Here is a 22,407-nt window from a genome sequence, read left to right as displayed (position 1 = left end):
GGATAACTCGTTTATCCCTTTTTATTTTGTGCAGAAAAATTATGGTGCGATCTTTACCTGCCTTTATTTTCATACTGTTTAGCTTGCTTACGTCATCTGTGGTGCTGGCAGAGGATAAACAAGCATTAACTGAAAAGCAGATAAAGCAGCTCAATTCACGTATAGCCTCCTTGCAAAAAAACATGCGCTCGCAAGAGGGCGAGTCTCGTGAGTTAAGTAAAGAGCTCCGTGACAGTGAAGTTGAAATTGGCAAGTTAGCGCGTCAGATCCAATTACTGGATAAGCAATTGAGTGGTCTTGGCTCTCACGCTGATTCCCTTGAAAAGAAGCGAGATGCTTTAAAGGTCGAGCTTAAGAAACGTTCTGAACTAATCGCTAAACAGATAGCCCAGCAGTATAAAATGGGCAACCAAGCGCGCCTACAGCTACTACTCACTCAGCGAGATCCTGAGACTTTAGATCGAGCTATTCGCTATTATGACTTCGTAAATGAAGAGTTACGCCAGGACCTAATTCTTTTCAAAACCAAACTGGCGGATCTTTCCGGAACTGAATTAGAGCTGACCGATACCGAGCAAAAAATGGTCCTCAAGCGCGAAGAATTGCGTAAAGAGGTCACTGCTCTGAGGGCCTCTCAAGCGAAGCGAAAAGATACCCTTGTTCGGCTTACAAAAGCCCTCTCCACAGACAAAAAGAAACTTAAGCAGCTCAAACTGGACCAAAAGCGATTACGTGCAGTACTGACTGAAATTGAGAAAAGCCTAAACTTCGCCACCCTTGTAAAAGACGATAAATCCTTTAAACAATTAAAAGGTAAGCTGCCTTGGCCGTTAAAAGGTAAGGTAAAGCAGAATTATGGTACTGTCAGAAATAATATTCGCTATGATGGAATCTGGATTCAGGCGTCAGAAGCTCAGTCTGTAAAAGCGGTTCATCATGGGCGCGTAGTATTTTCAGATTGGCTTAGAGGTTATGGTTTAGTATTGATTATTGATCATGGCTCCGGTTATCTAAGTTTGTATGGTTATAATCAAAGTTTGTTATTAGAAACAGGTGATTGGGTAGCCGCGGGTGATACGATCGCAACTGCAGGGCAGAGTGGGGGCCGCACTCAAACAGGTCTTTATTTTGCGGTTCGTTATAAAGGTAAGCCGAGTAATCCAAAAAGCTGGTTGAAGCGCTAACATTATTAGGGAAGAAATTATGAAGTCAGTTTTATGTTCGGGCGGGTTCAAACATACCTTGCTTGGTATGGTTGTTGGTTCGCTTATCTCTTTCCCACTTCATGCAGCTGATCCGAAGCCTGCAGATACACCAGCTGTTACAGACGAAAAAGTATTACCTCTAGATGAGCTTCGATTATTCACTGAAGTGTTCCAACGAATTAAATCCTCCTATGTAGAGCCTGTGGATGACGCACGCCTGCTTGAAGATGCTCTGCGAGGCATGATTGCAGGTTTAGATCCCCATTCTGCGTATTTAGAACCCGACGAATTTGAGAGTCTGCAAGCCAATACCAGTGGTGAATTTGGTGGTTTAGGCATCGAAGTAGGTTCTGAAGATGGCTTTATTCGTGTTATCACGCCAATCGATGATACGCCCGCTCAGCGTGCAGGGGTTAAAGCGGGGGACTTGATTACTAAGCTGGATGATACACCAGTACAGGGCATGCCGCTTAGCGAAGCGGTAGAGCTGATGCGTGGTAAGCCAGGCAGTAAGCTCATTCTAACGATTGTGCGTGAAGGCGAAGAAAAGCCGCTAGAAATTGAAGTTGTACGAGACATTATTCAAGTAGCGAGTGTTAAGAGTCGCATGTTGGATGAGGGTTTCGGCTACCTGCGTGTATCCCAATTTCAAGTAGATTCAGGGAAAGAGGTTAACAAACACCTTAAACGCTTGATGAAAAATGAGCTGAAAGGTGTGGTGTTAGATCTGCGTAATAATCCGGGTGGTGTGTTACAGGCCGCTGTGGATATCAGCGATACCTTTCTAAAGGATGGATTGATCGTATATACCAAAGGTCGTTTAGCCGAATCTGAGCAGCGTTTTAGTGCGACTAGCGATACTTTACTTCCTGAGCTTCCACTTGTTGTCTTGATCAATGGTGGTTCGGCATCGGCTTCAGAGATTGTTGCAGGTGCGCTTCAGGATCAAGAACGTGCGGTTATTATGGGAGTCGATAGTTTTGGTAAGGGCTCTGTTCAAACGGTTCTGCCTCTAACAAAAGAGCGTGCGTTGAAGATCACTACGGCAAGATACTACACCCCGAATGGTCGCTCCATTCAGGCGCAAGGTATCAAACCAGATATTGAGGTTAATGATGCTGAGTTAACCCTACGAGAAGGCGGCCCTGAATATTTGAAAGAAAAAGATCTAAGTGGCCATCTCGAAAATGGTGAGAAGAAGGCTGCTGAAGAAGCGAAAAAAGATAATCTTGCAGCAAGGGATTATCAGTTATATGAAGCTTTAAACTTGCTAAAAGCTCTGGCGATTGTGCGTAAGTGATATGCAACTTATCAGACGGATTTGCTCAGCGATAATTGCTCTTGGAGTTTCGGTTAGTCCAAGCCATGCCGTACCTTTGTTTGCCGATAACCAGCCTGTGATGGCGATTGTAATTGATGATATTGGTGATAATCGTAAAAAAGGCTTGGCGGCTATCAACCTTCCTGGTGCGATTACCTATGCATTTCTACCTCATACGCCACACTCTTATGAGTTAGCAGAAATTGCCTATAAGCAGGGTAAAGAAGTTATATTGCATGCGCCGATGCAAAATAAAGCAGGGCTTCGTTTAGGCCCAGGTGCATTAACAGAGAAGTTATCTAAGCAGGAAATTCAGCAGGTACTGCACAATAGTCTTGATTCAATTCCTCATGTGGTTGGGATGAACAATCACATGGGGAGCCTTCTGACCGAAAACCGTCAAAAGATGAGAGAGATAATGGCTGTTGCCAAGCAGCGCAATATCTTCTTTATTGATAGTGTTACAACAGGTCGAAGTGTGGCTTGGAAGGTCGCTCATGAACACCAAATTCCCTATCTTGTTCGCGATGTTTTTTTAGATAATAAGCAGAATTGGAACTATATCCACAACCAGTTTAAACAGGCTTTAAGTTTGGCTGTGACTCAAGGGCATGCCGTTGTAATAGGACATCCTTATCCGGCAACGGTTGAGTATTTATCTGAAGCGCTACCAATACTTAAACAGCTCGGTATTCGCTTAGTATCGGCTTCCGAACTGCTTAATATTCGATCTCGTAGTCAGTTGTTAATAGCTCAACCCAAAGTTGAGCCTTGTGATCGCAGCGAAGGGCACTGTCCTTTACCTGTGGCGATTAAAAATTAAGGCATTAGAGAGCCATTAAAATTCCTATTCCATCGCCAGTCAGTTTTATTCCGACTAGGACCGTGAGCGTTTCGAATGCTCTTTTTATCAGCTGATTACCTTGAGTAATGGCTAGATGTGCACCTGTATACGAGCCGATAGTGGCGCCGATCAAGAGTGCAGGTAACCATTCCCAGCGAGGATCTACTTGCAGCGCTACGGTAATAGCGCCGGTGGAGTTCCAGAATAGGCCGACTAGAATCAAGACATAGGTGACGGCTGTTTTGTAGTCTAGACCGAACCAGCGTACAAGCCAGAGTGTCACAAATAAGCCAGTGCCTGAAGTCAAAGAGCCGTTTAAGGCGCCAATAACGAACAGTACACCGCCCCCAATGATAAGCCCTAACTGATCTCTGTTACGAGGGGCGGCGGTAAGTCCAAGCGCTTTTTTACGGAAAGAATAGATGCCCAATCCAGCCGTTAATATTCCTAAACTGAGTATGGTCCAACCTTCGGGGATATCGATGATGATATCAGCCCCGATAACCACACCGGGCAGGCCGCATAGCAATATAAATCCACAGAATTTATAGTCCAGTTTGCCTTCACGCAGATGTCTAATGGTTGCACCAATACCTAGTGCTACGCTGGCGATTTTATGGGTGGCTAGTGCGGTATTGAAACTTAAGCCAAGGAATAGCAGTACGGGGAGTTGCAGTAAGCCTGCTCCGCCTCCGGCCATTGCTGATAAGGCATTGGCGAAAAATGAGAGAACAAACAATCCGCCGTGTTCAATAAGTTGATCCATAGTTGTGCTGGTGGCCCCGTAGGAATGAAAAAGGGGAAGCTAGCTTCCCCTTAAAGAGTCATTGTGCCAAACGTCAATTAGGCTGGACGGAAAGCGCCGGCAGCAATTCGCGGCCATTGCTCGCTCCACTGCTCTGTCGGCGTTCTTCGGAACTCTGTTCTTACGAATTGACGGATACGACCTTCGCAACACGCAAGCATCAAGTTGGCAGTTGCTCCCGCTGTTGTTTCTGTACGTAAGCCCTCTTTGACTTCTGCTTCGCGCAAGATCTGTTTGATCTGTGTTTCTAAACGTTCGAAGAACTGATTGATACGCTGTCTTAGGCGATCTGTTTCACCGGTTAAAGCATCGCCTGTAAGCAGTCGTGCCATGCCTGGATTACGTTCAACAAATGCTAATAGCAAAGTAAGTACTTGCTCGCATTGTTTTATTGCGCTCGGTTCAACTTGTGTGATCGCAGTAACACGACTAAACACTGTATCTTCGATAAAGCCGATTAGGCCTTCAAACATGCGTGCTTTACTTGGGAAGTGGCGATAAAGTGCAGCTTCGGATACACCTACTTCTTTAGCGAGGGCAGCAGTCGTAATTTTTTGCCCTGGGTTTTCCAACATGCGAGCAAGGCTTTGTAAGATTTGCTCGCGGCGGGATACTTTGACTGTTTCGCTCATGGTTCGTCCTTATCCGCGGTTGGTGATCAGAGTACCAACACCTTCATCGGTAAAGATTTCCAGCATACAGGAGTGTTCCACACGGCCGTCAATGATATGAGCGCTGTTTACGCCGCTTTTAACCGCACTTAGTGCGCAGCCGATTTTAGGCAGCATACCACCGTAGATAGTGCCATCTTCAATTAGATCATCTACTTGCTTGGTTGTTAGGCCAGTTAGGATATTGCCGTCTTTATCCATTAAACCTTCAATATTGGTTAATAGAATCAGCTTTTCTGCTTGCAGTACTTCAGCAACTTTGCCGGCAACTAGGTCTGCATTGATGTTGTAAGACGCGCCGTCTTCACCCACGCCAATCGGTGCAATCACAGGGATGATGTCGGAGTTAACCAGCATATCTAAGACTTTAACGTTAACGCTTTCTACTTCGCCTACGTGACCAATATCTACGATTTCCGGTGCTTCCATTTCAGGAGTCTTGTGCTCAACACGTAGTTTTTTAGCACGTAGAAGCTGACCATCTTTGCCTGTTAAGCCGATAGCTTGACCGCCATTATTATTGATCAGACCTACGATCTGCTTGTTAACCGTGCCGCCCAATACCATTTCGGCAACATCCATGGTTTTGGAATCGGTTACGCGCATACCGTTGATAAAGTGTGATTCGATTTTCAGATCTTCTAACAGTTGTCCGATCTGCGGGCCGCCTCCGTGTACAACAATTGGGTTAATACCAATCAGCTTCATCATCACAATATCACGGGCAAAGCTGTTTTGCAGCTTTTCATCAATCATGGCGTTACCGCCATATTTGATGACAATTGTTTTGCCGACAAAGCGCTGAATATATGGCATAGCCTCGCTCAATACATGAGCGGTAGTCATGGCATCTTTACGTGTTAGAGGCATAGTCTTTCCTTAAAATTATTATATGAGTGCACCGATTTAATCGGTGCACTCCTGCCGTTTGGGCTTTATTCGTGTGGGATAACGAGACTGTTATCCACTTCGTGTAGCTTTTGCTCGAAATCGTTTCGGATACGCATTAACGCATCGTTTGTTTCTGCTTCAAAACGAAGAACAAGAACGGGTGTTGTATTAGATGCGCGAACTAAACCCCAGCCATCAGGGTAGTCGACGCGTACACCATCAATATGGTTGGCAGTACCGCCTTCAAAGTGTTTTTCCTGAAGGGCTGCGACGATATCGAATTTGTTTTCGTCGGTAACTGTGATGTTTAGCTCCGGTGTGCTTACATCTTCAGGGTACTGAGCGAATAGCTCTTCAACGGTTTGATCTGTATTCGCCAAAATTTCAAGCAGACGTGCTGCACTGTATAGCGCATCGTCAAAACCGTACCAACGCTCTTTAAAGAAGATATGACCACTCATTTCGCCGCCAAGCAGTGCGCCGGTTTCTTTGATTTTTTGTTTGATCAAAGAGTGGCCTGTACGCCACATAGTCGCTTTACCGCCTGCTTCGGTAATCACTTTGGCGAGTAGGCGTGAGCATTTTACGTCGAAGATGATTTCTGCGCCTGGGTTGCGCTTAAGGATCTCTTCAGAGAACAACATAATGATGCGATCTGGATATACGATATTACCTTCGTTAGTGATTACGCCTACGCGATCGCCATCACCGTCAAATGCTAGGCCTAAATCAGCACCCGTTTCTTTTACCTTCGCGATAGCATCGAGCAGGTTTTTCGGTTTGCCCGGGTCTGGGTGGTGGTTAGGGAAAGTGCCATCGACTTCACAGTAAAGCGGGATAATCTCGCAGCCTAGTTGTTCAATTAACTTAGGCGCTAGCTCAGCTGGAATGCCGTTACCGCAATCGACAACAACTTTTAGCTTTTTATCTAGTTTGATATCCGAAAGGATGCGCTCAAGATAGCTTTCACGGATATCTAAATCGCGTTTAGAGCCTTCACCTTCTGAGTAGTTTTGCTCAATAATACGTGTTTTAAGAGCTTGGATCTCATCGCCAGACAATGTGTGGCCGTCGATCATCATCTTAAAACCGTTGTAATCAGCAGGGTTGTGACTACCTGTGATCATTACACCGGTGCATTGACTATCCTGATGTGCTGCGTAATAGAGGGTAGGGGTTGGTACATAGCCTGTATCTATAACTTGGCAACCACCATCCATTAAGCCTTCACTAAAGAGTTGTTTAAGGTGCGGGCTGGATAAACGGCCATCGGCTGCAACATTAACGTTTTCAACACCTTGTGATTTAGCTTCGGCAGCAAAAGCTCTGCCTAGGTGGTAGACCGTGTCATCTGTTAAGGCGGAACCTACAATGCCTCGGACATCGTAAGCACGGAAAATAGCGTGGTCTAGAGAGTTTAGAGGGTAACGCATGTTAATCCTTTAATATTCACAAAGTTTGAATCCAAAAAATTGTTATGCAGTTTCAGTCTCTTTTTGCGTTACGGCATCTGCATGATATTGAGCTGCAATTTTTTCGATTAGCTTACTGGCTAGCTGGCGTTTAGATGCTTGCGGCAATGTTTCAGTATTTGTTGTTGAAATAACTGTGACCGCATTTTCGTCGCTATTAAAACCAATATCTGAGCGAGAAACATCATTTGCGATGATGAGGTCAAGATTTTTACGCTCAAGTTTGCTTTTGGCGTAGTTGATGACATCACGTGTTTCTGCAGCAAAGCCAACCGTAAACGGTTTTGATGAACTATTGGCAATAGTGGCAACAATATCTGGATTCTTAACCAGATGAAGTTCCATAATCTCTTCTGAGCCTTTTTTAATTTTGTGCTCAGCTATAGCTGTAGGGCGGTAGTCAGCTACCGCTGCTGCTGCGATAAAAATGTCGCACAGTGCTAAATCTTCCAAAGAGGCCTTTAGCATATCTTCTGCACTTTCTACTGATGTTCTGCCTATGCGGGCAGGTGCTGGGAGATTTACCGGGCCGCTGATCAGTTTGACCTTAGCGCCAGCTTCCATCGCTGCTTCAGCAAGGGCGTAGCCCATTTTGCCAGAGCTATGATTAGATATATATCGCACAGGGTCTAATGGTTCACGCGTGGGGCCTGCGGTAATAAAGACGGTTTTACCTGTCAGGCTACCACGGTCAAATTGAGCCGCTGTTAACTCCGCTATTTCAGTCGGTTCCAACATACGGCCTGGACCAGTATCGCCACAGGCTTGCTCACCTATACCTGGTCCAAATAACTTTATACCGCGAAATTTTAGAGTTTCTGCGTTCTTTTGTGTGCCTTCGTCGCGCCACATCGCTTGATTCATCGCAGGAGCCAAGCAGATAGGTGCATCTGTCGCTAGGCAAATCGTTGTTAGCAGATCATCGCCTTGGCCAGATGCTAATCGAGCCATAAAGTTCGCACTCGCTGGCGCAATCAAGATCAAATCGGCCCATTTAGCTAGCTCAATATGCCCCATACCTGCTTCCGCTTCGGCATCAAGAAGGTGCTGGTGGACGGGATTTCCTGAAAGAGCTTGTAAGGTCAGGGGAGTAATAAACTCGGTTGCAGAGGCAGTCATTACAACGCGAACTTCAGCACCGGCTCCTTTTAGGATTCGAGTTAACTCTGCGCTTTTATAAGCTGCAATACCGCCGGTGATTCCAAGAATAATTTGTTTGTTAGTAAGTCTCTGCATACTGGCTAACTACTGTAATCTTTACGTTTATAGCGTCGTAAATACAAATGACGCTGAAATAAAAAGGATCGATACCATACCATTTTCGAGTAAAGTTTCGTAGATTGTATGGTGCTAAATTTATGCAATTCATCAAGGGTGATGACTCTTCTCAAGCTTTGAAAGCTTTTACTACCGTGAGTAGCTAAATGCAGAAGAGATTAAATGGAGACTTCTCATGTCTATTACACATTGGCCAGAAGCTGAGCGGCCTCGAGAAAAGCTTTTGCTTCAAGGTGCGAGCGCCCTATCAGATGCCGAACTCTTAGCCATCTTTTTACGCACAGGGATAAAAGGTAAAAGTGCGGTTGATCTGGCCCGTGATCTATTAACTACATTTGGTTCTTTGCGGGCGCTTCTAGAGAGTGATCAAAAAGCCTTCTGTGCCGCGCATGGTTTAGGTTCCGCAAAATTTGTGCAATTGCAGGCCGTATTGGAAATGAGTCGCAGGCATCTGCAAGCCTCTATTGAAAAAGGGGATGTGATGGAGAGACCGGAGCAGGTGAAAAATTATCTAGTTTCTCAGCTGCGACATCATCAACGAGAGGTGTTTGCTTGCCTCTTTCTGGATAACAAGCACCGCGTACTTAAATATGAACCGTTATTTTTTGGCACTATCAACGCCGCGGCTGTATATCCCAGAGAAGTGGTGGCGAAAGCGTTGGGTAATAATGCTGCTGCGGTAATCCTTGCTCATAATCACCCATCGGGAGTAGCGGAGCCAAGCATGGCCGATCAGCAGATAACTGTGAGACTAAAAGCTGCATTAGAGATGATCGACGTGAGGGTGTTAGATCATATGATTGTTGGGGATCTAGAGGTCGTTTCGTTTGCTGAACGGGGATTGCTATAAAAGTTATCTTAGTACTGGTGAATACGTAAGCACTTGTGTATAATTCGCGACCTTCTATCCATACTCCGGTACGGTATCTTGTCTAGTTACGGGACGCTCCGCCTGAGAAACGGTTTGGAATCTGGAGAGTACAGAGGCTTTTCCTTACGCCGTTTCAATAAAAAAAGAGAATAAAGGATAGATTCGTAACCCTTAATTTTAAAGGCTTTATAATATGTCTAAAGTTTGCATGGTAACTGGTAAGCGTCCAGTTACAGGAAACAATGTTTCCCACTCACAGCGTAAAACACGCCGTCGTTTTCTTCCAAACCTGCACTGGCACCGTTTCTGGGTAGAAAGCGAGAACAAATTCGTACGTCTACGTGTTTCCTCTAAAGGTATGCGTATTATCGACAAAAAAGGCATCGACGCAGTTCTAGCTGAAGTTCGTGCTAACGGCATCAAAGTTTAAGGAGCTGAATCATGGCTAAAGGCGCACGCGAAAAGATCAAGCTAGTTTCTTCTGCTGGCACAGGTCACTTCTACACTACTGACAAGAACAAGCGTAACACTCCTGAAAAGATGGTGTTCAAAAAGTACGATCCAGTAGTACGTAAGCACGTTGAATACAAAGAAGCGAAAATCAAGTAATTGATTTTCTTCTCATAAAAAAACCCAGCCTAGGCTGGGTTTTTTATTGTCTGCTGTTTAGCAGCCCCAGATTACTCTGCGGCTGCTTTAGGATGGTTTATTAACTGTAAACTCTCTTCGGCGAAACCGAAGCCGGCTTCGGTATAGAAGTTGAAAACAGTATGAATACCGCCATCGACTAGTTGTTTATGTTCATCTGGGAAGCGGGCAATAGCAGCAATCTCCCCAGGGTAGTTAGCGCTATGCAGCTGTTCGGCAATATTAAGGCTATCCTCTATCGAAGGTAGTGCAAGCAAGACTAGTTTGATGTTTTTGACATCCATATTGCACCAAAGATCGGCATCCTCACCATCACCATAGAAGACGTGTAATCCTTTGTCTTGGAATTTCTGAATACGATTGCGGTCTGCATCCATTCCCCAAACTTTATCCCCAACAATGCTGTGTAATGCATTGAAAGCGCCTTTTCCTACACGGCCAAGTCCGATTACTAATATTTCAGAGTCTTTCGGCTGAACAAAGATATCGCTTGGAAGTGGTGTGTCTGATTCGTAACTTTTGATCTTCTCTTTATGGCGTAAATAAAAGGAGTGCGCAGAACGGTAGATCACACTGGTTAGGATAAATGATAGTGAAACAGCAAGAGCTAGAATGACTAGCCACTCTTTACTTAGCCATCCACTATCTACACATAGGTAAGCTACTATAAGCCCGAATTCACTGAAATTACTCAATGCTAAGGCGCATAGATAAGAGGTACGACCGCGCAGATTCAAGCGCGTGAAAATTCCAAAGAACATGATGTATTTCAATGGAATTAGAACCGCAAGGATGGCAGCCATGCCTAGCATTGACCAATCTGGCAAAGCGGTGAAACCGATGGATAGGAAGAAGCCAATTAAGAAAAGATCTTTAAAACTTAAGAGGGATTTGGTTAATTCGCCGGCTTTAGGGTGAGTGCTCAGTAACATGCCAAATACAAGTGCACCTAAATCACCTTTTACACCTACTAGATTAAAGAGTTCATAACCGCCTAGTGCTAGGAAGAAGCCGGCCAAAGGCAGCAATTCACCATGGCCTGCACGCATTAGCAAATGATTCAGCAGAGGTCGAACGAAGACTAAACCGAATAGGCCTAGGGCCCATATCGATGGAATCTTCCCCGTGGCGGCCACAAGGAACAGAACGGCAACAATATCTTGCATAACCAAAACGCCAATAGCGAGTTGACCATGTCGGGTTTTCATCTCGCCGCTTTCTTCTAAAAGTTTCACTATACATACGGTACTGCTGAAGCTAAGGGCGAACCCTATCAATGCGGCAGATTTAAGATCTAGATCTGAAAAGTACGGAATGGATAGGGTGGCGAGCAGTAAAAAAGCGGAACCGGCTAAAAGTGTCCAGAGCGTCATATGGGACAGAGTACTGGCCCATACTTCTGTTTTTAATAGGTCTTTTACATTTAACTTAAGGCCGATGGTGAAAAGCATCAAAGTGATACCCAAGTCAGCCAAGGTTTGTAAGCTATCTACTGGTTCAACACCAATAAAATGCAGGAAGAAGCCTGCAAATAGGTACCCTATAAGAGGGGGCATCTCAATCAATCGCAGTGTATAACCGCAGACGAATGCAAATAAGATCCAGATAAAATCCATTGAGTACAAATCACCTTACTAAATTAGACCTAGAATGTAGCATAGCTTGACTAACGTCGGCATTGAGATAGGCCCTTAATTCATTGATTTTATGTTAGTCTAAGCTTTCAATGTTGTATTACAGTTGAAATTCATGCCTGAATTGCCAGAAGTAGAAACGACCTGTAGAGGCATTAGTCCTCATGTTAATCAGCAGAAAGTAACCCGCTTGTTGATCCGCAATCCTAATCTTCGTTGGCCTATTCCTGATTTTCTTGCTGATGAGGTCGAAGGGCAGGTGATCGAGTCTGTTGGTCGCCGCGGAAAATATATTCTTCTCAAAATATCTACCGGCGAAGTGATGGTGCATCTTGGGATGTCAGGTAGCTTAAGAATTATTGAGCAAGATGAACCCGTGCTTAAACATGACCATGTGGATTTCTGTTTCGGGAATGGCAAGGCTTTGAGGCTGACGGATCCGCGTCGCTTTGGCTCTGTTTTGTGGCAGCCTCTTAATGAACACCATGAACTGCTATATAAGTTAGGCCCAGAGCCACTTTGTGAGCACTTTGATGCTAAGCACCTTCATTCGATCTGCGCTGGACGTAAAGCGGCTATCAAACAAGTGATTATGGATAGTAAAGTCGTGGTTGGGGTTGGGAATATCTATGCCACCGAAGCGCTCTTTCTATCAGGAATAGATCCGAGGCGAGCAGCCGGTAATATCTCTTATGAACGCTTAGCGTGTTTAGTTGAGAATATTAAAAAAGTGTTGGCTGCTGCGATTGAGCAAGGCGGTACAACGCTGAAAGATTTTGTTGGTGGCGATGGTAAACCGGGCTACTTTAAGCAAAAGCTCAATGTTTATGGGCGAAAAGGGGAGCCTTGTGTGCAGTGCATGGCTCCATTAACAGAAGTACGCTTGGGGCAGCGCTCCACAGTGTTTTGTAAACACTGCCAGCGATGAATTGAGTTGATTATGAGTGTTCAAATCAGGCCTCCTATATTGTCCCAAGAAGGTTGTAGCTTGCGTGTTGATCTGCGTGACAAGCTGAATTTAGAACAATTTTTAAAACACCGTACAGCTTTTTGTATCGGTGAAAGTGCTGTTCATTGTGAGTTATATGAATACGCGCCAGATGCACCAACTATTATCTTTTTGCCGGGAATCGGTACTTACTGTGAACTCTATGCAGAGCTGTTGTGTAAGCTATCTCAGCAAGGGTTTAATGTTATTGGTGTTGATCCTCTTGGGCATGGCTATTCAGGTGGATCTCGAGGTCATTACACGGTAGCTGAGATGTGTAATGCAGTATCGGACGTCTTAGATGTATTACAGCAGCGCTTTAAGGGCCCATTTGGTGTTTACGGATATTCAATAGGTGCATTGCTTGCTGTTGCAGCAGCTGAAAAGGATGAGCGTCTATCTACAGTCCTTTGCGGGACGTTGTTGGTGCCTGATTTAGCTCCTGATTTAACCTATAGAATGGGTTGGAACTGGACATGGGCATCTTCCTTAATGCTGCCAGGGTATAAAGTTCCACTAAAATCTTTTGTTGATTTTGAACAGCTTTTAAAGGGGCATCCGGCAGGTGCTGCAATTAATAATGATCCATTAATTGTTTTTGATTACCCTCTTAAAACTTTATCTAGTCTGTTTAATCATCGTTGTAATATTGTAAATAGGGTGCATCGCTTCTCCGCTGCTATTTTGCATGGAGATAAAGATGAGGTATTACCTGTGAGTTATTCTCAGCGAGTGATGAATTATTGTGAACAGCCCATGGAGTTGTTAGTAATGAAGCGCCAAGGTCATATGGTACCTTTATTGCAGCCTGACCTAGTTGTGACCATGGCCGCGCAGTGGTTTGAGCAGGAATTTTCTAAAGAGATGGCTGCTGCTGTTTTGTAATTGAACTGTCAAAAAGTATTCATTGAGCTGTCACCTAGTACTTCCATCATCTAAAGGCATGATGAAAGTATTGGGAGATACTGACAATGAGTGCTATTCGATTAGTAACAGCGTTTGATTTACTCACCTTTAATTGGTGTTTGGGCCTTCCTAAAGCAGCTCAAATCGCTTCGGTAAGTCGGCAAGTTTCTCGATTGGGTGATGGTGTTTTATACCTATTCATTGGCTTTGCCCTTGCTCTTTTTGAGCAGCAGTTTGGTCTTTTGTTTTTGCTGGTGGGGTTATTTGCTTATGCCATTGAATTGCCGCTCTACCTTATTCTTAAAAATACTATAAAGCGTGATCGGCCTTGTGATTCGTTGCCGTTTGAAGCTTATATAGTCCCGTCTGATAAATTTAGCTTCCCATCTGGCCACTCTGCGGCTGCGTTTGTATTTGCTGCTCTAGTCGCACACTTTTATCCTGAATTTTCGGCTGTTTCCTATGTTTTAGCTGTTGCTATAGGTATGTCTCGGGTTCTTCTTGGTGTGCACTATCCAACAGATATTCTAGCGGGGGCTGTACTAGGGTTAAGCTCTGCAGCCACCGCTATTGCGCTTATTCCTTTCTTATCTTTGATGGTGTGAGCTGATGCGTATTCTATACGGTGTGCAAGCTACCGGGAATGGCCATATCACTCGCGCACGCGTGATGGCGCCTGCTTTGGAGAAGGAGGGGGTCGAAGTTGATTATCTCTTTAGTGGTCGAGAGCCTGAGAAGTTATTTAATATGGAGCCCTTTGGTGATTACCAATGCCGAAGAGGTTTAACCTTTTATATGCAAGGAAGTAAGGTTGATCATTGGAAAACATTTACGAAAAATAATGTTTTTCAACTGTTGAGAGATATTAGAGCGCTCGACCTTACGGGATATGACCTTGTGATCACTGACTTCGAACCGGTAACTGCGTGGGCGGCGAAGTTAAAAGGCGTCAACAGTGTAGGTGTTGCTCATCAATATGCTTTTTTGCATGACTTACCCGATAAGAAATCAGGGCCTTTGCTCAAGGCCCAAGTAAAGTCATTTGCCCCAGCTGACATACCTATCGGGTTGCATTGGGATCGTTTTGATCAAAATATCTGCCCACCACTAATTCAAAAGCCTTTGTTTAGTCCAAGCCTTATTGAGAATAAAGTGGTGGTCTACCTGCCTCATGATGATCTAGAGACCATGATGCCTATCTTTAAACAATGCAGTCAGGCTCACTTCTTTATCTATTCTTCAGTTGACCAGCCCTTGGATCAAGGAAACTGCCATATCAGGCCTTTTTCGCGAATGGGTTTTCAGCAAGATCTATCTGATTGTGAAGGGGTGATTTGTAACTCAGGTTTTGGCTTGTTAAGTGAAGCTTTGCAATATGGAAAAAAGATAATGACCTTGCCGCAAAAAGGTCAGGCTGAGCAAGAGTCCAATGCTGAGGTATTGGAAATCCTTGGTTTAGGTAGAGTTGTGGCCGCTTTAGACTGTCAAAAGATAGGAGCTTGGCTTGAATCACCACAACCAGAACCATTCTACATTCCTGATGTTGCGACTCCGTTAGCTAAATGGATTAAAGCGGGTTGTAATGTATCTATTGAGAATCTGATTGAAGAAACATGGTTGGCACAACCGAGTTACGTCACAGCATAAGGTATTGAGAGGATAGGGCTGGAATATCTGTAGGTAAAAAGTAAGGGGCTGCTCCTTCCGTGAAGCAACCCCCTTGCTGGCTTCCTTAATCCTTGCGGTCTTTGTCCTAGGGCATCAATGTCATCCTTTCCGCTTATCGAGGCCGTCCTTTATATTCGTTCCATGAACAGGAGATCCACATTTCTAATTATGCCTTCTGCTACCGGAAAGGAAATAAGAAAAATTCTTAATTTCATTTGTCAGGTCTAACTCGGGCAATATGCCCGCAGGAATGATCGCTTTATAAACAAAAAGGGCGCCTCTTCCATGAGGTGCCCTTTTCTTTGGCTCCATAATCCTTGCGGTCTTTGTCCTAGGGCATCATGCCATCCTTTCCGCTTATCGAGGCCGTCCTTTATATTCATTCCGTGAACAGGAGATCCATGAAGCTAATTATGGCTGGAAATACGTAAAAAAAAATAAGAATTATTCTTAATTTATGCCGTCCCGAGAGCTTCGGGAATAGTTCCCAGGTCATCGAAATCATAGGGAGAAGGGAAAGGGGTAATAAAAAAAGCGCCTCTTCCAATGAGGCGCCCTTTTCTATGGCTTCCATAATCCTTGCGGTCTTTGTCCTAGGGCATCAATGCCATCCTTTCCGCTTATCGAGGCCTTCCTTGTATTCTTTCCGTGAACAGGAGATCCATGTGAATCATTATGGCTGGAAATATAGGGAAAGAAATAAGAAAAATTCTTAATTTAAAGAATTCTGTATTTGATGGGTAAGATGCTTGCTTTGTGTAGGGCAGATACGAAAAGGGCGCCTCTTCCAATGAGGCGCCCTTTTCTATGGCTTCCATAATCCTTGCGGTCTTTGTCCTAGGGCGTCATGCCATCCGTTCCGCTTATCGAGGCCTTCCTTGTATTCTTTCCATGAACAGGAGATCCATGTAACTCATTATGAACGTATATACGCTAAAAAAAATAAGAAAAATTCCTAATTTTTCTTATTTGTATATTTTTTTATCTGATTTTTGTCTAGATGAAGGAGTTTCAGGTGCTTTTCTGGACAGAATACAGGTGAGTCTTTAAACTTGGATTTTGTCTTGGTCGGGGTGCCCTTTGGGGCTGAGAGTAAACCCGTTGAACCTGATCCGGTTTGTTCCGGCGTAGGAAATCGAGATTTCATTTCTATGTATTTATGTATTTTAAATTTGGTTCATGTAGCTCCTGCTATAAGGGGTTATGATGGCTAATATCTCTTCCACAATCCCTAATGTGCTTACTATTGCTGGGTCTGATTCCGGTGGTGGTGCAGGTATTCAAGCAGATTTAAAAACCTTCTCAGCAATAGGGGCTTACGGCACATCTGCTATTACCGTTTTAACTGCACAAAATACTCAGTCAGTTAAAAGTGTCTACCCTGTTTCGGCTGATTTTTTATTACAGCAGTTAGATGCTGTATTTGATGATATTGAAATCAATGCGGTTAAAACGGGGATGTTGGGTAATTCCGATATGGTTTTGACTGTTGCGTCGTTCTTGAAAAGTAAAAATGTTCCGCTGGTTATTGATCCCGTTATGGTATCGACTAGTGGCAGCAAACTTCTGAGCGATGATGGTATTGATAGCTTAGTAAAACATTTGATTCCGATAGCGGACATTATCACGCCTAATCTGCCTGAAGCAGCTGCAATGCTTGGCCAATCCGAACCTAAAGATCGCACGGGTATGGCTGATATGGCTGCTGAATTGCTGGAATTAGGCGCTAAGCAGGTGCTGTTGAAAGGCGGCCATTTGCAGGGTGAAGAGTGTCCGGACATTTACTATGATGGGCAGGAGTTCATCGAGTTCCTTAGTCCTAGGGTAAATACGAACAACACCCATGGTACAGGGTGCACATTGGCAGCGGCTATTACCGCTTACCTAGCCAAAGGGGAGTCGCCTGCAACGGCGGTAAAACTGGCTAAAGACTATATTACATCTGCTTTGCGAGGGGCGGACAAACTGAACGTGGGTGCAGGTCATGGCCCAGTTAATCATTTTCATGCGTATTGGTCGTAGTTGTATCGACGCTGATGAAAGCAATATAAGAACAGGTTGAACGATGGTAGATAATAATTCAGAGCAAAATCAGGCATTGAGCCAGACGGCTAAGGTGGATACAGATTCTGTACAGCCGTTTCCTAAATCACGCAAAGTTTATGTTGAAGGTTCTAGACCTGATATTCGTGTTCCAATGCGCGAAATTAGTTTAGATGACACGCCAACAGGTTTTGGTGGTGAGAAGAACGATCCACTTTATGTTTACGACACATCAGGTCCATACACTGATCCAGAAGTAGCTATCGATGTACGTAAAGGTTTGCAGCCTGTTCGTGAGGCTTGGATTCTAGAGCGTGAAGATACTGAGCAGTTGGACAAGCTGACTTCTGAATATGGTCGTGTTCGTGAAGCTGACCTGCGCCTTGATGAGTTACGTTTTGAGCTAACGCGTAAGCCGCGCCGCGCTCAAGCGGGTAAAAATGTGACGCAGCTGCATTATGCTCGTAAAGGTATTATTACTCCTGAAATGGAATATATTGCTATTCGCGAAAACATGAAGTTAGCGAAAGCAAAAGCGGAAGGTAATGTGGTTGCAGAACAGCATCCTGGTTTTAATTTTGGTGCAAACCTTCCAGAAGAGATTACGCCTGAATTCGTACGTCAGGAAGTTGCTGAAGGCCGTGCGATTATCCCTGCCAATATTAACCACCCTGAAGTTGAGCCGATGATTATCGGTCGTAACTTCTTGGTTAAAATCAACGGTAACATTGGTAACTCTGCTGTAACTTCTTCTATCGAAGAAGAGGTAGAGAAAATGACCTGGGGCACACGTTGGGGGGCAGATACCATCATGGATCTGTCCACAGGTAAGAATATTCATGAAACACGTGAGTGGATCATGCGTAACTCGCCAGTCCCAATTGGTACGGTACCAATCTATCAGGCGCTTGAAAAAGTTAATGGCGTAGCTGAAGACCTAAATTGGGAAGTTTTTAAAGATACGCTTATTGAGCAAGCTGAGCAGGGTGTGGATTACTTCACGATCCATGCGGGCGTACTACTACGCTATGTACCTATGACTGCTAAGCGTATGACTGGTATCGTATCTCGCGGTGGCTCTATTATGGCGAAGTGGTGTTTGGCGCATCACGAAGAAAACTTCTTATACACGCACTTCCGTGAGATCTGTGAAATTTGTCAGGCATACGATGTGTCCTTCTCTTTGGGAGATGGTCTACGTCCAGGTTCAGTTTATGATGCGAACGATGAAGCGCAATTTGCAGAGCTAGAAACCTTAGGCGAACTTACTAAGATCGCTTGGGAGTATGATGTTCAGGTAATGATCGAAGGTCCAGGTCACGTACCTATGCATATGATCAAAGAGAACATGGATAAGCAGTTGAAAGAGTGTCACGAAGCGCCTTTCTACACGCTGGGTCCATTGACGACAGATATTGCACCGGGTTATGACCACATCACATCAGGTATTGGTGCTGCAATGATCGGTTGGTACGGCTGTGCCATGCTATGTTATGTGACGCCTAAAGAGCACCTTGGTCTACCTAACAAGGCTGATGTCAAAGAAGGAATCATCACATACAAGATTGCTGCTCATGCTGCCGATTTGGCGAAAGGCCACCCAGGTGCTCAAATTCGTGATAATGCGATGTCTAAAGCTCGCTTCGAATTCCGTTGGGAAGACCAGTTCAACATCGGCTTGGACCCAGATACGGCGCGTGCTTACCATGATGAGACCCTGCCAAAAGAATCTGCGAAAGTGGCGCACTTCTGCTCTATGTGTGGACCTAAATTCTGCTCTATGAAGATCTCGCAAGAGGTTCGCGAGTTGGATGATGAGGAAGTAGCAGCAATTAATGCGAAAGCTGATCAAGGGATGCAGGAGAAATCAGCTGAGTTTAAAGAAACAGGTGCTGAGATCTATCATAAGGTCTAGTCACTGAGTTTATAAAAAAGCCGCTCGTGCGGCTTTTTTTGTATATAGAGGAATCACTGATGAGTGATGAACTACTTAAATATCTGCTGGTGGGATTATTAGTACTGTTTGCTTTTATTCCTGTTACCTTGAATGCGATTCGGCGATCGCGTGAAAATCCTCCGCCTATGGCAGCTAATGATCGAAAGCTATACAGATTATGGCGCTCTGATCCAGAGGCGTATCAGCGACAATATGGTCAGTTGGACGAAGAGTATGTAAAGGCGCAGGAGGAGAAAAAGTCCAATAAATCGGATAAGTGATAATCTTATTCAATTTAGATGTGAAGGCGGTTTATAGTGCCTAGATTGGCTCGCCTTATACGGTCTAAAATGTTGATTCTGATTTTCTTGATATGTATCAATAATTGTAGGCCGATCTACTCCTTAAGCCTATAGCGTATATATTTTCTAGTGGTTAGGATTTAACCCGTTTACCATTAATAATGTGATTTCGCTCTATGTTTAATCGTTTGGCGTATTTTGGGGTAAAGAATCCAAACTGTCTGGTCGGTTCTTTTAACTGATGAGCGACGGTATTTTTATTCCATTGATCAATAACGTTGCTCTATTGCTAGCGATGGGGGCGTTGTATGATATTTTTTCCTTTGAACACAAGCGGTTATCTGTTCTTAAAAAAGTTATTAGTGGAATTCTAATAGGTGTAATCGGGATTGCAATTATGTCGATGCCCCTATCCATTGTTAGTGGTGTGTTGATTGATGCACGCTCCATTCTCCTCTCTGTAACCGGCTTGTTTTTTGGCTTTATCCCCACAGTTATTGCTGTAGCGATTACCGTTGCTTTTCGATTGTTAGAAGGCGGTCAAGGCATCTTTGCTGGATTTCTCATTATTGTCAGTTCTTCAGGCCTAGGATTGTTGTGCCACTATTGGCGGATGAACCTGAATGAGAGTAGAGCGGTCGCTTGGTGGCAGTTGTATTTATTGGGTGTGGTAACCCACATCATGATGTTGTTTTCACTGCTGGTTCTTCCGTTTTCGACGGTAGATCTGTTACTGAGTGAGTTAGCAATACCGATTATGCTGATGTTCCCTATAGTGACGGTATTGCTCGGGATTTTATTAACCCACCAGATAGAACGTCGTAAAGCCGAGTTAGCGCTGAAACAGAGTGAATATGAAAGCGATCTTTCCCGACAAAAATTAGAAGCCATTTTTGCAGCCATCCCCGATCTATTATTTGAGATGGACAGTCAAGGACGTTACTACGCCTGCCATAGTGCTAAAAAAGACGAATTGATAGCGCCTGAAGCTCAGTTAATTGGTAAAACGGTATTTGATGTAATGCCTTTTGAAGCGGCAACTACTGTGGTTGAGGCGCTTGGTGAAGCAGAGATACAGGGGCTATCGAGAGGTCACCAAATACGTTTGCCGCTTAAACAAGGGGAAAGGGTGTTTGAGCTGTCTGTCTCGCTCAAAGAAGGTCGTGATTATGATCTTCCTCACTTTATTGTTCTTTCTCGAGATATAACTGATCGTAAACGCGTAGAAAAAGAGCTGCATATAGCAGCCACGGCTTTTGATTCTCAAGAGGGGATGTTAATCACCGATTCAGACCACGCTATTTTACGAGTGAATAGTGCTTTTACGCGAGTGACTGGGTATGAGCCTGAAGAGGTGATTGGGGAAAATCCGGCTATTTTGCAATCAGGCCAGCATGGTAAATCTTTTTATAAAGAGATGATGACACGGTTACAGGCTGAAAAGTATTGGCAGGGTGAGATATGGAATAAGCGTAAGTCAGGAGAAATTTATCCACAGTATCTGACGATTACAGCTGTACAAGGGGGTGGTGGTGAGATTACCAATTATGTGGGGGCCTTTACTGACATTACTCAACGCAAAAAGGATGAGGCAAATATCCACAAACTTGCTTTTTATGATGTCCTTACCGGCTTACCTAATCGTCGTTCACTGCAAGAGCGCCTGAGCTGTGCTATTCAATCCTGTTATTTAACAGGTCAGTTTGGTGCAGTTTTATTTATTGATCTGGATAATTTTAAAAATTTAAATGATACCCAAGGTCATGATCAAGGTGATCTGTTGTTGATCGAGGTTGCGCACAGGCTTAGTACTTGTGTTCGTAATGCGGATATGGTCGCTCGTTTAGGTGGCGATGAATTTATTATTGTATTAGAAAATTTGGGTGTAGAAGAAAGTATCGCCTTAACTCAAGTTAGTGACATTGTTGAAAAGTTAATTGTTGCGGTCCAACAGCAAGTGTCCCTTGATGGAATTCAATACCATACGGCTTGTAGTGTAGGTGTAACGCTGTTTGATAGTGATGATGTTGTGGACAGTGTGATGAAACGTTCTGATATGGCGATGTATCAGGCAAAAGAATCAGGAAAAAATACTTATAAATTTTACGACCCGGAAGCAGAAAAAACGCTCTGCAGCATGGCTGCACTTGAGTCAGATTTACGTAAGGCTTTATCAGGTAAGGAATTAGAACTGCACTATCAGGCACAGTATCGTAAAGATGAGTTAGTCGGCGCGGAGGCCTTAGTACGTTGGTTTCATCCAGAGAGGGGCTTAGTATCGCCAGCAGAATTTATACCTCTTGCTGAAGATACGGGCCTAATTGTGCCGATAGGGGACTGGATATTATCTCAGGCCTGCCAACAACTTAAAGAATGGCAATCTGACCCGAATATGCCAAGCTTGAGCATTGCGGTAAATGTGAGCGCACGTCAGTTTATGCAGGAGCACTTCGTCGCTGAAGTAGCTGATTGTATAAACCGCTATGACATTCAGCCTGATCTATTGAAATTGGAGCTAACGGAGAGCCTTGTCTTACAAGATATCGAAGATACGATTGATAAAATGAATCAGATACGTAAGTTAGGTATTCGCTTTTCTTTAGATGATTTTGGGACAGGTTATTCTTCTTTATTGCATCTGAAGCGTTTGCCACTTGATCAAATTAAAATTGATCGTTCCTTTATTCGTGATGTAATTGAAGATAAAGATGATGCAGAAATTGTCCAAGCCATTATTGCAATGGGTCATAACCTTGGATTAAACGTGATTGCAGAAGGTGTCGAAACCGAAGCGCAGTGTATGTTCTTAGCAGAGCATGGTTGTACTGATTATCAAGGTTATTTATTTGGTAAACCTCTACCTGTGGATGATTTTGAAACTGCTTGCGCTAAAAAACGCTTAGCTTGTTAAGCCTGCGGCAGGT

20 protein-coding genes and 1 riboswitch are annotated in these 22,407 nt (G+C 44.2%); of the genes, 14 read left to right on the top strand and 6 right to left on the bottom strand.

What is annotated here, in order from left to right:
• The first annotated feature begins 182 nt into the window (after positions 1-182).
• From ACMXYO_RS13280 to ACMXYO_RS13270, 3 genes are read left to right on the top strand one after another with little or no spacing between them, the layout of a single operon-like run.
• Complete coding sequence (locus ACMXYO_RS13280) at positions 183-1,184, top strand: murein hydrolase activator EnvC family protein (RefSeq protein WP_415885577.1); 1,002 nt, start codon at positions 183-185, stop codon at positions 1,182-1,184.
• Positions 1,185-1,203: 19 nt separating this feature from the next.
• Positions 1,204-2,505: a S41 family peptidase gene (locus ACMXYO_RS13275; RefSeq protein WP_415885576.1), complete on the top strand. Its 1,302-nt coding sequence runs from the start codon at positions 1,204-1,206 to the stop codon at positions 2,503-2,505.
• A 1-nt stretch (position 2,506) separates the two neighbouring features.
• Positions 2,507-3,349 (top strand): divergent polysaccharide deacetylase family protein, encoded by an 843-nt coding sequence (locus ACMXYO_RS13270; RefSeq protein ID WP_415885575.1) that lies wholly within the window; start codon positions 2,507-2,509, stop codon positions 3,347-3,349.
• A gap of 4 nt (positions 3,350-3,353) precedes the next feature.
• Here the strand turns inward: ACMXYO_RS13270 and ACMXYO_RS13265 are convergent, their stop codons facing one another.
• The 5 genes from ACMXYO_RS13265 to coaBC all read right to left on the bottom strand — a co-directional run bounded on the left by ACMXYO_RS13265 (position 3,354) and on the right by coaBC (position 8,445).
• The gene (locus ACMXYO_RS13265) at positions 3,354-4,136 is read right to left on the bottom strand and encodes a sulfite exporter TauE/SafE family protein (RefSeq protein WP_415885573.1); all 783 of its coding nucleotides are present in this window, start codon (positions 4,134-4,136) and stop codon (positions 3,354-3,356) included.
• A gap of 77 nt (positions 4,137-4,213) precedes the next feature.
• Entirely contained in the window at positions 4,214-4,807 is a 594-nt protein-coding gene (slmA, locus tag ACMXYO_RS13260; protein ID WP_415882188.1) for a nucleoid occlusion factor SlmA, read from the bottom strand.
• Between the two features lie 9 nt (positions 4,808-4,816).
• Positions 4,817-5,716: an acetylglutamate kinase gene (argB, locus tag ACMXYO_RS13255; protein ID WP_415885571.1), complete on the bottom strand. Its 900-nt coding sequence runs from the start codon at positions 5,714-5,716 to the stop codon at positions 4,817-4,819.
• A 65-nt stretch (positions 5,717-5,781) separates the two neighbouring features.
• Complete coding sequence (locus tag ACMXYO_RS13250; protein ID WP_415885570.1) at positions 5,782-7,170, bottom strand: phosphomannomutase/phosphoglucomutase; 1,389 nt, start codon at positions 7,168-7,170, stop codon at positions 5,782-5,784.
• Positions 7,171-7,212: 42 nt separating this feature from the next.
• Positions 7,213-8,445, bottom strand: coding sequence for a bifunctional phosphopantothenoylcysteine decarboxylase/phosphopantothenate--cysteine ligase CoaBC (gene coaBC / locus ACMXYO_RS13245; RefSeq protein ID WP_415885569.1), 1,233 nt, complete (start codon positions 8,443-8,445; stop codon positions 7,213-7,215).
• Positions 8,446-8,662: 217 nt separating this feature from the next.
• Between coaBC and radC the strand changes: the two genes are divergently transcribed.
• The 3 genes from radC to rpmG all read left to right on the top strand — a co-directional run bounded on the left by radC (position 8,663) and on the right by rpmG (position 9,967).
• On the top strand, positions 8,663-9,337 hold the full coding sequence (gene radC, locus ACMXYO_RS13240; RefSeq protein ID WP_415885567.1) for a RadC family protein: 675 nt from the start codon (positions 8,663-8,665) through the stop codon (positions 9,335-9,337).
• 214 nt (positions 9,338-9,551) lie between these two features.
• Positions 9,552-9,788 (top strand): 50S ribosomal protein L28, encoded by a 237-nt coding sequence (gene rpmB, locus ACMXYO_RS13235; protein ID WP_415885566.1) that lies wholly within the window; start codon positions 9,552-9,554, stop codon positions 9,786-9,788.
• An 11-nt stretch (positions 9,789-9,799) separates the two neighbouring features.
• A complete protein-coding gene (rpmG, locus tag ACMXYO_RS13230) occupies positions 9,800-9,967 on the top strand; it encodes a 50S ribosomal protein L33 (RefSeq protein WP_415885565.1) in 168 nt (55 codons plus the stop codon).
• 71 nt (positions 9,968-10,038) lie between these two features.
• Here rpmG and ACMXYO_RS13225 read toward each other — a convergent pair whose 3' ends face one another.
• Complete coding sequence (locus tag ACMXYO_RS13225) at positions 10,039-11,622, bottom strand: cation:proton antiporter (protein ID WP_415885563.1); 1,584 nt, start codon at positions 11,620-11,622, stop codon at positions 10,039-10,041.
• A gap of 133 nt (positions 11,623-11,755) precedes the next feature.
• On the opposite strand from ACMXYO_RS13225, the gene mutM reads away from it, so the two are divergent.
• From mutM to ACMXYO_RS13185, 8 genes are all read left to right on the top strand, one after another.
• Positions 11,756-12,568 (top strand): bifunctional DNA-formamidopyrimidine glycosylase/DNA-(apurinic or apyrimidinic site) lyase, encoded by an 813-nt coding sequence (gene mutM, locus ACMXYO_RS13220; RefSeq protein WP_415885562.1) that lies wholly within the window; start codon positions 11,756-11,758, stop codon positions 12,566-12,568.
• 12 nt (positions 12,569-12,580) lie between these two features.
• Entirely contained in the window at positions 12,581-13,513 is a 933-nt protein-coding gene (locus tag ACMXYO_RS13215; protein WP_415885561.1) for an alpha/beta hydrolase, read from the top strand.
• Between the two features lie 86 nt (positions 13,514-13,599).
• Entirely contained in the window at positions 13,600-14,139 is a 540-nt protein-coding gene (locus ACMXYO_RS13210) for a phosphatase PAP2 family protein (RefSeq protein ID WP_415885559.1), read from the top strand.
• Between the two features lie 4 nt (positions 14,140-14,143).
• A complete protein-coding gene (locus tag ACMXYO_RS13205) occupies positions 14,144-15,181 on the top strand; it encodes an MJ1255/VC2487 family glycosyltransferase (protein WP_415885557.1) in 1,038 nt (345 codons plus the stop codon).
• A gap of 1,080 nt (positions 15,182-16,261) precedes the next feature.
• A riboswitch (TPP riboswitch) is annotated at positions 16,262-16,353 on the top strand.
• Positions 16,354-16,408: 55 nt separating this feature from the next.
• Positions 16,409-17,224, top strand: coding sequence for a bifunctional hydroxymethylpyrimidine kinase/phosphomethylpyrimidine kinase (gene thiD, locus ACMXYO_RS13200; protein WP_415885556.1), 816 nt, complete (start codon positions 16,409-16,411; stop codon positions 17,222-17,224).
• 43 nt (positions 17,225-17,267) lie between these two features.
• Positions 17,268-19,160, top strand: a complete 1,893-nt coding sequence (thiC, locus tag ACMXYO_RS13195) for a phosphomethylpyrimidine synthase ThiC (protein ID WP_415885555.1) — start codon at positions 17,268-17,270, stop codon at positions 19,158-19,160.
• Between the two features lie 59 nt (positions 19,161-19,219).
• Positions 19,220-19,462, top strand: a complete 243-nt coding sequence (locus ACMXYO_RS13190; protein ID WP_415885554.1) for a hypothetical protein — start codon at positions 19,220-19,222, stop codon at positions 19,460-19,462.
• A 262-nt stretch (positions 19,463-19,724) separates the two neighbouring features.
• Positions 19,725-22,394, top strand: coding sequence for an EAL domain-containing protein (locus ACMXYO_RS13185; protein WP_415885553.1), 2,670 nt, complete (start codon positions 19,725-19,727; stop codon positions 22,392-22,394).
• Positions 22,395-22,407: the final 13 nt, after the last annotated feature.

The organism is Neptuniibacter sp. QD37_6, from assembly GCF_047778085.1.
Classification (GTDB): Bacteria; Pseudomonadota; Gammaproteobacteria; order Pseudomonadales; family Balneatricaceae; genus Neptuniibacter.
The sequence above is the reverse complement of the archived record's forward strand: the minus strand, read 5'-3'. Positions and strand labels throughout refer to the sequence as shown.